The following is a 10,871-nucleotide window of genomic DNA, read 5'->3' as shown; positions in this document are numbered from 1 at the left end:
GATACGTCGTTAACGACGTCGCTATGCACGTGTCTTAGCCGATCACCCCACGCTCAGGCAGGCGGTGGCAACCGGGCGGTTACCAAGAATGTTATCGAGACCATGACTCAAAAGGCGCAGGAAACGCGTCCCTCGCTGTCTTGGACGACAGACCTCGAACTGGCCCTGGCCGAAGCCGACATTGTCGTTGTCGCCACCAGTTCAGATACTGTCCTCGTTGATCCCACTCAGCTCCGACCCGGCACCCTGGTTTGCGACGTCGCCCGTCCCCCGAATGTCGCCAGTGCCGATCTCTCGGGAAGCGGCGTCCTGGTCTTCGATGGCGGCCTCGTCAGCCCACCTTCGGCAGTCGATCTGGGACCCTTCCAGACCCTGCCGGACAACATCGCCTGGGGCTGTCTCAGCGAAACCATGCTGCTGGCGCTGTCCGGCGAAACAGGGGACTTCAGCATCGGCTCCTCGCTGTCGCTGGCCGGGGCCGACCTGCTGGCCACCTTGGCCGAAACGCACGGCTTCGAGCCCGCAGCCCCGCAATGGTACGGAACCCTGGTGACCGAGGACGAGCTGGACCGCTTCGCAACTCACGTCCAGGGCCAGTCGGATTGCGGCCGGGTGGTGAAGCTTGCGGGTTGAGTCTTTTACCAATGGCATTATCCATTGGCCTGCGCCCAATCGCGTGAGGTGAATGAAGCGACGCGTTCTGGCATCGCGGGGAGCGCGACCCAGGCATCGCAGCAGACGTTGCCGATGGTGTCGTAGCCGTTAAAGACCCGGTTCGCGAGGATGTTCTGGCGGAGGAACTGCCAGAGGTGCTCAACCACTGGTTCATATCGCTGTATTGTTCGGAAAAAGGAGCCTTTCTGCCATTCGCGTCTCACGCGGATTTCCGGGCCGACTCCAGAAATGCCTGCAGCTGTACCCGACTGACCGGCTTGGCCAGAAATGCAATTGCTTCCAAACTTCCGTCTGTCCGGATCTCGTCCTGGGTATAGCCGGACATCAGCGCAATGCGAATGTTCGGGTATGTTCGCGATATCGCTCGGGCAAGATCGAGTCCAGACTCCCCGGGCATGACCACGTCGCTGATCAACAAGTCCAAGCCCGTTTCGCGGTCGAGGATCTCGCGAGCCTCCTTGCCGTTTGACGCGATCAGAGTATCGCATCCCAAAGAGGTCAGCAAACGTGCGACAACCCGTGCCACGGCTAGCGTATCATCGACGACAAGAGCCTTTAGTCTCCTTTTGGGGGAGGCCGCGATAGGCTGATCAGTGGGGGCCACGACCCGCGTGTCAACCGGCGCAACCGCGAAATACATGGAGACTGTTGTACCTTGCCCCACCGTACTTGAGAGAGTCACGAAGCCGCCGATCTGCTCGAGATAGCCCCGGACACGCGATAGGCCCAGGCCTGAGCCCTGCCCCACCGAACGGGTCGTAAAGAACGGCTCGAATACCTGCTCCTGCAACTGCTGCGGAATTCCGCAGCCTGTATCCTGCACGGAAAGCCGGACCCAGGTTTGCGGATCTTCCCGGTTCGGATGCGCACATTCGACCGCATCCAGCGTGATGCGGATTGTGCCCGTCTCTTTGATGGCTTCGCGCGCATTGATGGCGACATTCAGAAGACAGCTTTCTGCCATTGCAGCGTCTATCAGAACTGGCGGCAGGTTTGCCTCCACATCCAGCTCGAGCTTGATGCGGGACGGAATGGCACGGCGGACAAACGGTGCCACCGACTGCAAGAACATTCCTAGATCCGCCGTCTGTGGCGTCAGTTTCGACTTTCCCGCGAAGGCAAGCAGGCTGTCGTTCAGGGATTTTCCCCGCATGACCGCGTCGCGTGCCTCCGAGATCAGGATCCGAGCCTCGCTGGCATCAGTTGTAAGCTCCAGAAGCTCCACATTCCCCAGGATAACGGCAAGGAGATTGTTGAAGTCGTGACTCACGCCTCCTGCCATTTGCCCTATCAGGGCCAGCCGTTCGCTGCGGTGACGCTCCTCGTATGCGCGCCTTTGCTCCGTGACGTCGTCCATGAGGACCACTGCATGGCCAAATTCTGTGCTCTGCCCCGCCAACGGCACTGCAACGCAATCCAGAATTTTCTGGCGTCCTGAAGAAGGGCGGCGCACCTCGAACTTGCACAGCTCGGAGGTGACAAGAGCTTCCCCGACATGCTGCAGATCAGGAGAGCACACCGCTTGAGCGAGCAGATCGCTGAGGGTCCTCCCCCTCAGCGTTTCCGTGTCCGAGTTCCAAAGTCGGCAAGCAGATGCATTTGCATACATGATCGGCCAGGAGTTGATATCGCCAAGGCCTCTTTCGAGCATGATTGCACCGGATGTCATGGCGTCAATGGCAGCTCGAAACAAACGGAGATCACGCTGTTCGCCCACTTCACGCGTCACGTCGCGAAAATGGACAGCGACACCAGTTTGAGCAGGGTGTGCACTTACCTCGAACCATGCTTCCAAGGGCGCGAAGTAGGCCTGGAAGGTGCGGGAAATTCCCGTCTCCCTGACGGCTTTATAAGTGTGTTCGAAGATCGTGCCGCGTGCTTGCGGGAATTCGTCCCAGATGTTTTCGCCAATGAGCTCTGTTGGATCACGGCGAAGCATTTGCTCGGCGGCGGCGTTCACAAAGCTAAAGCGCCAGTGGGTGTCGAGCAGAAAAAAGCCGTCGGGCATTGTGCGCAGGACAAAGGACTGCTCCGCCTGTGCACGCAGCCGCTCATCAATAGCTGCACGTTCCAGCGTGATGTCCTGAAACGCCCCTTGCAAGGCAACAACGCGGCCGTTCTCGCAAATGGCCTTCCCGATGGTCCGGCCCCAGAAGATGCGCCCTTCTGTCGATTGGCACTTCACGTCGAGCTTCCATGGCTTGCCTTCGCTCAGGCAGCTTTTGACGGCCTCCATCACCTTTTGTCTGCTGTCGCCGTAGTAAAGGGAAAGGGCAAACTCCAGTGTCAGGTCTGCTCCCTGGGGAACGGCAAACAGATCATAAAGGAGCGGGGTCCATGCAACGACGCCGTCGCCCACACGATAGGACCAGGCCCCCGTCTGACTAGCCGCGCATGCTCCCCGCAAAAGGCGTAGCTCGTCCTGCTGATCCACTATTTGGGCGCCCACCTGCTTCGATTTTGATGGGATGTCCGAATGGGTCACCCACCCAACAGGAATTAATCAATCCTTAAAAGTGCGCTACTTCAACTGCCAGATGCATTTTAGGCGTGCTACAAAAGTTTATTCCGGCTCATCCTCGTCGATTTCCCGCCGTGCGCCTGAGAGGTTGCGTAGACATGCTATCGGACGGCCTAAGCTCGCGCAGGACATAACCCCTGCCCCAGACTGTCTCGATCAGGTTATCTCCTCCAAGTGCCTCCGACAGCTTCTTGCGCAGTTTGCAGATGAAGACGTCGATGATCTTCAGTTCCGGCTCGTCTATGCCGCCGTAAAGGTGGTTGAGGAACATCTCCTTGCTCAGCGTCATGCCCTTGCGCAGGCAAAGAAGTTCGAGGATCTGATATTCCTTGCCGGTTAAATGGATTGGCTTGCCTTTCACCTCAACAGAATGCGTGTCCAGATTGACGACGATGTCTCCGATCTGGATCACGGCCTGGCTGTGGCCCTTGGACCGGCGGATGAGCGCCTGAATGCGAGCCTGCAATTCCTCGCGGTTGAAGGGCTTGGTCATGTAATCGTCGGCACCGAAGCCAAAGCCCCGCAACTTGCTTGCTGTGTCGTCAGAGCCCGTCAGGATCAGGATGGGCGTATTGACGCGGGCCAGCCGCAAATGGCGCAGAACCTCCATCCCGTGCATGTCGGGCAGGTCCAGATCCAGCAGGATCAGATCGTAATCGTAGAGCTTGGCAAGGCCGATGCCCTCCTCGCCCATGTCGGTCCGAAAGACATTGTGGCTGGCGGCGGTCAGAATGAGTTCAATCGCGCGTGCGGTGCTCGGATCGTCTTCAATCAATAAAATACGCATAGCTGGTCCTCTTTCGACGATGGTGCCAACGTCAGGAATGCGGCCTCAGGATCTGTGAATGACAGAATACACGCTCTGGTTGCGATGTCTGCAGAAAAGAGTGTATAGTGGGTGAAGCCGTTAGGATCTAAGATCACCAAGCTTAACTTGGTTCGCTCCTCCTCCATCCCATGGAACATTATCTGGCAGGTTAACGATCCGCTGATCCCGGAAAGGTAAGTGACCGCTTCGTAGCCGAACCGTAAGGACCAATATGCCCGCCACTGCCAGCTACCGCACGAGTGGAAATCCTTATGTCGATGGTCTCCTGGGGATCGCCAAATGGACGAGTTCAGAACTCACCTTCAGCTTTCCTGAAAGCGCATTGGTTCTGGGAACCAGCTATGGCTATGGGGAAACCACTCACAACTTCGCACCGCTGAACCCTGCGCAGCGGGCGGCGGCACGTTCGGCGCTGGATAACTATGCCGCCATCTCAAAACTCACATTCACAGAGATTTCTGAGACCCCTACCATCGAGGCGACGCTGCGCTTCGCATTGTCAGATTTGCCGCACACGGCTTGGGCATACTTCCCTTCCACGGCATCCGAGGGCGGCGACACCTGGCTCAATCAGTCGAGCGAAGCCTACAGTACGCCGATGAAGGGCAGCTACGCGAACGCCACCTTCCTGCACGAGATCGGGCACGCCCTCGGCCTCGTGCATCCGCACGAGCGTTATATCATGCCGAGCGACCGCAACTCGATGGAATACTCAGTTATGAGCTATCGCTCCTATCTCGGCTCTACCGAGGGCACCTACGTCAACGAGGGATGGGGCTTTGCTCAGTCGTTGATGATGTACGACATTGCTGCGATCCAGCACATTTACGGCGCGAACTACACCACGAACAGTAGCAACACCGTCTATGCCTGGAGCCCGAAGACAGGCGAGATGTTCATCAACGGCCAAGGCCAGGGCGCCCCTGGAGCCAACCGGATCTTCCAGACGGTGTGGGATGGTGGGGGAAGCGATACATACAGCTTCGCCAACTATACGACCTCCCTAAAAATCGATCTCCGCCCCGGGCAGTGGACCATCACGTCGCCGACACAACTTGCCAAGCTCCGCTACGACGGCAGCGAGACCGCTGCAGGAAATATCGCCAACGCCCTGCTGCACAAAGGCGACACTCACTCTCTCATCGAGCGCGCTATTGGCGGGTCTGTGAACGATACCATCATTGGAAACAGCGCCGCAAATGGGCTCTCCGGCCGCAGCGGCAACGATCGCATTTATGGCGGCGCAGGTCATGACCGGCTCCTTGGTGGCGCAGGAGCCGACCGGCTCGACGGTGGCACCGGCAGCGACCACGCCTCCTATTCGCACGCGCCAGCGACAACTATGAAGGCCGGCGCGGGCTTACTCGTGGACCTGCTTCTGCCGCACCTGAACACCGGAGAGGCAAAGGGTGACACCTTTATCTCGATCGAGAACCTGGTCGGTTCGGCTTACCGCGATAACCTGCGCGGCGACCACAGCGGCAACATCCTGCAGGGGCTTTCCGGCAACGATCCGCTCTACGGCCGCAGCGGAGATGATCGCCTTTACGGCGGATATGGCCATGATCGACTGCTCGGCGGCGCAGGAGCCGACCGGCTCAACGGTGGTGCCGGCAGCGATCACGCCTCCTATCCTCAGGCAGCAGCGACGAGTATCAGGAATGGCGCAGGGTTGCTTGTCGACCTCCTCCTGCCGCACCTGAACACTGGCGAGGCTAAGGGCGACACCTTTGTTTCGATCGAGAACATGGTCGGCTCGGCATACCGCGATAATCTGCGGGGCGATCACGGCGGCAACATCCTGCAGGGGCTTTCCGGCAACGACCTGATCTACGGCCGCAGCGGCAACGATCGCCTTTACGGCGCTGGTGGACTTGACCAGATTGTTGGCGGCACAGGTGCCGACCGGCTCAACGGCGGTGACGGCAGCGACATGTTCGTCTTTCTCAACGTCCGGGAGTCTTCTCCGTCATCGCGCGATGTCATCTGCGATTTTACAACGGGTCAGGACAGGGTCGATCTTCGAAGCATCGATGCGAACTCTGATATCGCTGGAAACCAAGCCTTCTCCTATATTGGCGCAAAGACTTTATCTGCCAACGCCTGTGAATTGCGGTTCGATAACGGTGTCTTGCACGGCGATATCAATGGAGATGGCGTTGGGGATCTTTTGATAGAGCTTCTGGCGGTCTCAGCTCTGAGCAGCCGCGATATCCTGCTCTGAGCCGCAGCAGCCGGCGAGCTGGTGATGCCGAGTCCGCGTGGTGACGCTTGAACGACGAAGACCTATCGAATGCTCGGCATCTTCTTCTTCGCCTATCTCGGCAAGCAGCCTGGTCCCATACGCCAGCCGAGCGCATCCCGTTCTTCCCAAGCTCGTGGCTGGACAGCGAGAGGTGGTCGCAGGAATTCGGACCAGTCGCTAAGCTTTGGCGATTGACGAAGGACTGATCCGCATGACGAAACGGAAGCGCTATTCGGCCGAGTTCAAGGCGAAGGTGGCGTTGGAAGCCATTCGCGAGGACCTGACGACGGCCGAACTGGCCAAGAAGTACGACATCCACCCCACCATGATCACGGGCTGGAAGAGAACCGCGATCGAGAACATGGCCTCGGCCTTTGACGGCAAGAGTGCTGCCGAGCCGGCGATTTCCGCAGGTGAGGTCGAGAAGCTGCATGCCAAGATCGGCCAACTGGTCATCGAGCGGGATTATTGTCCGCAGCCTCCAGTCTCATTCTCGGTACTGGAGGCAAAAAGCGGTGAAGCAGGATCACCCTGATCTCAGCGTCCGGCGGCAATGCAGCCTGCTGTCGTTGGCGCGCTCGACGAACACTGCGACATGTGCTCTTCCAAGCAGCACTCGCCGCCGCATGTCATAACCCGGTCGTCAGGCGCCTCAAGGAAAAGGGCAAGCCGCACAAGTTGGTCATCATCGCTATCGTCAGACGGCTCATCACCATCGCGAACACCGTCCTGAAAAGCGGCACGGCTTGGCAGCATCAGACCCGCGCATAGACACAGTTGCTAGCCCGCATGGAACTATTCCCAAGCGCTTGGGTTTATGCTAGGCATGGTGCCATGCCAACCATTCTTCGCTTCGATGGCCTGCGGGTCGTGATCTATCCAGATGACCACCGTCCTGCGCATGTTCATGTCATCGGAGCAGAGGGGGAAGCCGTGTTCATCCTGAACTGCCCGGATGGTCCCCCAGTTCTTCGGGAGACCTACGGGTTCTCTCGCCGTGCGGTCTCACGCATCGAAAAAGAACTTGCCAGGCACCTGTCCACCCTTTGCCCAATATGGAGCGACATTCATGGAGATTTCTGAACAAGACTTCACCAAGGCCATCGCCCGCAGCGAGCAGACCCGGCAAGGAGGCTATGCCGTTGCGGCTGACTATGATGCCCGTCAGAGACGTGTGGTCGTCGAGCTGAGCAATGGCGTTACGGTCATGGTGCCGGTGCACTTGCTGGAAGGTTTGGCCGATGCCCAGGACAGTGATCTGACCGAGATCGAAGTAACCCCTGCAGGACTTGGGCTGCACTGGCCAAAGCTGGATGCTGACGTTTACGTGCCAGCCCTCTTACAAGGGGTCTTTGGCACGAAACGTTGGATGGCGGCTCAGCTCGGTGCTTCGGGAGGAAAGGCTTCCACGCCTGCGAAAGCCTCGGCAGCGAGAGCGAACGGCTCGAAAGGTGGACGTCCTCGCAAGCACGCCTGATGGCCATATATTACCTAATTATACGTTCTTGAGAGCAGGACTTTCTTTGCCGCTCATGAATAGATGCTCAGGCGTGATGACTTGAGCCTGATAAGGGCTCTGCCTATCGAAGAGAGGCAGAGCCGGTTGTTCAAAAAGACGCTCAGACATTGATTTGCAAAAGCAGGATCGACGTCGATTGGCATTACTCTCCGTCCGCGGTCTGCAACAGGCTGGTGATCCGGCGTATGGTGGCACGTCTGTTCTCTCGGATGTCTCCCTCTCTGCGGATCTGCGGGTATTGCTCGCCATAGCCCTGAACAATAAGGTTCTCGGGCGGCACCTGAAAATACTCGGACAGAGCCAGGGCAACCGACTCGGCGCGGCGGTCGGAGAGCGCCAGATTTGCCGCGTCCGGCCCCACAAGATCGGTATGACCCTCGATCAGGAAGACCTCGCGCGGGTCTTCCGCAATGGCGTCCTGAATGACATTGCCCAGCGTGGACAACTGCTGGGCCTGATCCGGAGAGATCGCAGCCGAGCCGCTATCGAAGGTGATCGCATCTATATTGATCGGCGCCACCAGGGACCGGACCTCGGGAATGCTGCGAACCTGACCCAGAGTGAAGCGGCGGTCGAGATCGACCTCGCTCCGAAGAGCCTCTCGCAAGGCGGTTTCGTTGTTATAGGTGCCGGAGCTATAGACCGGCGCCGGGGCGGGCAGCGTGGCAACATCCACCGGTTCGACCTCGGCAGTATCATCGATGAGGCGTGTCTGAGTACCATCAGGCGAAACCAGGGTACGGCGCAGGACGCGCAGATCGGCGTCGCGGATGGTCACGACGCGGCTGCCATCGGCGCGGGTCACGATCGTGCGGGACGATCCGTCGTCGAAGTTCTCGGTCGCCACGGTGGATCCGGGCTGGCGCAGCAGGGCGACCTCGTCCTTGATGACCTCCTGGCTGCCGTCCGCGCGGGTCACCACGACCCGGTCAGGGGCACTCAATGCGACTTGGCGGTTGTTGTTCAGGTAGCTTCCCACCGCAACCGCGCCCAGGCCCAGCAGCAGGGCCTTGGCCAGGTCGTTGTTATCGTCATCGTCATCGTTGTCGTTGCGCGCTTCCGTGCGCTGCTGAACGCGCGTCCGCACGGCATCGCGAAGGCTTGTCTCGAAATCCTCGTTCGATGAGCGGCTGTTTTCTCGGGTGATCCGCTGCTCGACGATCTCTCCCCGTTGATCCTCATTCAGCGCAGCGGCACGAGCGGCACGCCTTTCCCGCGCGGCCTGTCGGGCAGCCTCGGTCTGACGGGCATCCGCTTCTGCTGCGCGGGCCTGCTTTGGCGCGGGTTGGGCGGCCCGTTGTTGCGGCGTGCCTTCGCCACGGGTCGTTATGTTGCGTTGCTGCTGTTGTTTGCGCTGAAGGGCGTCACGCACGGCCTGCTCGCCCGGAGCCTTCGCCTCGGCGGGCGGGCGAGCGCCCTGGCGGCCGCCATTGTCAGCGGGCCTGGCAGCCGGGGATTGCCTTTCGGACTGCCGCCGGGCCGGAGGCTCGGACTCCTGCGCGCGTGCGGCGGGACGTTCCCGGTTCTGGTCGCGTTCGCGGCGCTCGGCCTGCTCGCGACGCGGGGTTGGCTGTCCGTCTTGTTGAGACCTCTGGCGTTCCTCGGCCCGCCGGGGGTTTTTATCCTTCTGGTCCTGCTCGGCGCGCTCTTGTGTGCGGGCGGGACGCCGTTCCTGTTGCGCACGTTCCTGTGCAGGTTCCTTCCGCAGGGAGTCCACTTCCCGTTTGTCCTGTGCAGCCTCGCGACGCTGGCGTTCGCGTTGCGGGCGTTCGTCCCCCTGCTGGGCTATGGGTTTGCGGGCCTGCTCGCGGCTTTCCTCGACCTGCCTTGCGGGTGCTTCCTTCGATTGGCCGCGATCCTGGCGCGGCTTTGCCTCTTGCGCCTGCTCTTTGGCCCGCTGCGGCTTCCGCTCGTCCTTGGGCTGGTTTTGACGCTCGGCCCGCTGTGCCTGACTGCGGCGGACAGGCGGCTCCTCCCGCTCGGCCTGGGCCAGGCGTAGCGGCGCGTCGCCATGACCATCGGCGCTTCTGCCCGCGAGTGAAGGTGCAATGACAAAGGCTTGGGAAAGTTGGGGTAGCAAAAGCGACAGGCAGGCTGCGATGGCAGTTGTGTTGCGAATGATCCGACGCATGGCGTCTTCCTTCCTTCAAGCAGGGTCATCACCTGGTGGAAATAACCGCTGGGCACAGGCCGAAGTTCCTTGCACGTCGCGCGTCACAAGCCGCAGCGTCAGAAGGGCGAGAAGCCAGACCGACATCATCCTTCTCGCCTCAGCCAAGTGAACCTGAATGCCGACGGTTCAGTCGCATTTTGACTTCGGGCAGCGTTAAATAAGACCTGATTACTTGATGAGGGACTATTCGCGGCAGACTTGCTGCTGCTGGTGGGATGACAAACTAGCGTCAGGCCACGTGCCATCAACAGCATGCTGCCCACAGCAATTCAAAGGAACTATCTGCAATAGCTAGGAATTACTTCGAACATTCTCAAACTTGGAGATCAGAGATGAAATCGATCCTGTCTACCACGTCGATTGTTGCGGCCATTCTCGCCGCCCCCGCCTATGCACAAACCACGGTTGTGACCGAGACTACACCATCCGTCACCGAAGTTCAGACCGATACCGAGACCACCGGCGGTGGTGCTGCAGGTGGCGCGGCTTCGGGCGCGATTGCCGGAGCGGCCGTGGGCGGTCCGGTGGGTGCGGCCGTCGGGGCAGTTGCGGGCGGTGTCGTCGGCGATATCAGCGAGGACGCCCTGACGCCGGAGACGAGAACCTACGTCATGGAGAACAAGACCGAGTCCGTGGTTCTTGATACTGACATTGTGGTCGGAACGCAGGTGCCGGAAACGGTTGAGATTCACACGATCCCTGAGTCCGAATACAGCTATGTTTATGTCGAGGATCGCGCGGTTCTGGTGGAGCCGCAAAGCCGGAAGATCGTTCACATCTACGAATAACCGAATCCTCAAGACAGGCCGGCTATCAGTCGGCCTGCTGTTGATTTCCACCCAGAACTGAGCCGGATAGGCGCGTAATTTCCACTGAGAATTGAGCCATGTGAACCTTTCCCCAAAGCGA

10 protein-coding genes are annotated in these 10,871 nt (G+C 59.6%); 7 read left to right on the top strand and 3 right to left on the bottom strand.

From position 1 onward, the window contains the following. Positions 1 to 102: 102 nt before the first annotated feature. A complete protein-coding gene (locus IE224_RS19860) occupies positions 103 to 633 on the top strand; it encodes a hypothetical protein (RefSeq protein ID WP_191313154.1) in 531 nt (176 codons plus the stop codon). A gap of 241 nt (positions 634 to 874) precedes the next feature. Here the strand turns inward: IE224_RS19860 and IE224_RS19855 are convergent, their stop codons facing one another. Next, complete coding sequence (locus IE224_RS19855) at positions 875 to 3,034, bottom strand: PAS domain-containing hybrid sensor histidine kinase/response regulator (protein ID WP_191313151.1); 2,160 nt, start codon at positions 3,032 to 3,034, stop codon at positions 875 to 877. 214 nt (positions 3,035 to 3,248) lie between these two features. Then, complete coding sequence (gene ctrA, locus IE224_RS19850) at positions 3,249 to 3,983, bottom strand: response regulator transcription factor CtrA (RefSeq protein WP_191313149.1); 735 nt, start codon at positions 3,981 to 3,983, stop codon at positions 3,249 to 3,251. 253 nt (positions 3,984 to 4,236) lie between these two features. Here ctrA and IE224_RS19845 point away from each other — a divergent pair, with 253 nt between their 5' ends. From IE224_RS19845 to IE224_RS19830, 4 genes are all read left to right on the top strand, one after another. Continuing rightward, complete coding sequence (locus IE224_RS19845) at positions 4,237 to 6,249, top strand: M10 family metallopeptidase C-terminal domain-containing protein (RefSeq protein ID WP_191313148.1); 2,013 nt, start codon at positions 4,237 to 4,239, stop codon at positions 6,247 to 6,249. Between the two features lie 232 nt (positions 6,250 to 6,481). Continuing rightward, positions 6,482 to 6,805: a transposase gene (locus IE224_RS19840; protein ID WP_191313145.1), complete on the top strand. Its 324-nt coding sequence runs from the start codon at positions 6,482 to 6,484 to the stop codon at positions 6,803 to 6,805. A gap of 254 nt (positions 6,806 to 7,059) precedes the next feature. Further along, on the top strand, positions 7,060 to 7,353 hold the full coding sequence (locus IE224_RS21470) for a DUF4160 domain-containing protein (protein ID WP_373305588.1): 294 nt from the start codon (positions 7,060 to 7,062) through the stop codon (positions 7,351 to 7,353). Then, positions 7,340 to 7,747: a DUF2442 domain-containing protein gene (locus tag IE224_RS19830; RefSeq protein WP_191313141.1), complete on the top strand. Its 408-nt coding sequence runs from the start codon at positions 7,340 to 7,342 to the stop codon at positions 7,745 to 7,747. Before IE224_RS21470 ends, IE224_RS19830 begins: the two co-directional genes overlap by 14 nt. A 184-nt stretch (positions 7,748 to 7,931) precedes the next feature. Here IE224_RS19830 and IE224_RS19825 read toward each other — a convergent pair whose 3' ends face one another. Then, positions 7,932 to 8,876 carry an OmpA family protein gene (locus tag IE224_RS19825; protein ID WP_191313139.1) on the bottom strand — a complete coding sequence of 315 codons (945 nt, stop codon included), beginning with the start codon at positions 8,874 to 8,876 and terminating at the stop codon, positions 7,932 to 7,934. Between the two features lie 84 nt (positions 8,877 to 8,960). Here IE224_RS19825 and IE224_RS19820 point away from each other — a divergent pair, with 84 nt between their 5' ends. Beyond that, the gene (locus IE224_RS19820) at positions 8,961 to 9,788 is read left to right on the top strand and encodes a hypothetical protein (protein ID WP_191313137.1); all 828 of its coding nucleotides are present in this window, start codon (positions 8,961 to 8,963) and stop codon (positions 9,786 to 9,788) included. Positions 9,789 to 10,294: 506 nt separating this feature from the next. Next, positions 10,295 to 10,750 (top strand): DUF1236 domain-containing protein, encoded by a 456-nt coding sequence (locus tag IE224_RS19815; RefSeq protein ID WP_191313135.1) that lies wholly within the window; start codon positions 10,295 to 10,297, stop codon positions 10,748 to 10,750. The last annotated feature ends 121 nt before the right edge of the window (positions 10,751 to 10,871 follow it).

The sequence above is a fragment of the Paracoccus aerius genome, assembly GCF_014656455.1.
GTDB lineage: Bacteria > Pseudomonadota > Alphaproteobacteria > Rhodobacterales > Rhodobacteraceae > Paracoccus > Paracoccus aerius.
Note: the sequence above shows the minus strand (reverse complement) of the source record. Positions and strands in the feature narration are given on the sequence as shown.

Bases quoted from the DNA above. Each gene is read 5' to 3' on its own strand.
- IE224_RS19860 (WP_191313154.1), top strand. From the start codon at position 103: ATGACTCAAAAGGCGCAGGAAACGCGTCCCTCGCTGTCTTGGACGACA.
- ctrA (WP_191313149.1), bottom strand. From the start codon at position 3,983: ATGCGTATTTTATTGATTGAAGACGATCCGAGCACCGCACGCGCGATT.
- IE224_RS19845 (WP_191313148.1), top strand. From the start codon at position 4,237: ATGCCCGCCACTGCCAGCTACCGCACGAGTGGAAATCCTTATGTCGAT.
- IE224_RS19840 (WP_191313145.1), top strand. From the start codon at position 6,482: ATGACGAAACGGAAGCGCTATTCGGCCGAGTTCAAGGCGAAGGTGGCG.
- IE224_RS21470 (WP_373305588.1), top strand. From the start codon at position 7,060: ATGGAACTATTCCCAAGCGCTTGGGTTTATGCTAGGCATGGTGCCATG.
- IE224_RS19830 (WP_191313141.1), top strand. From the start codon at position 7,340: ATGGAGATTTCTGAACAAGACTTCACCAAGGCCATCGCCCGCAGCGAG.
- IE224_RS19815 (WP_191313135.1), top strand. From the start codon at position 10,295: ATGAAATCGATCCTGTCTACCACGTCGATTGTTGCGGCCATTCTCGCC.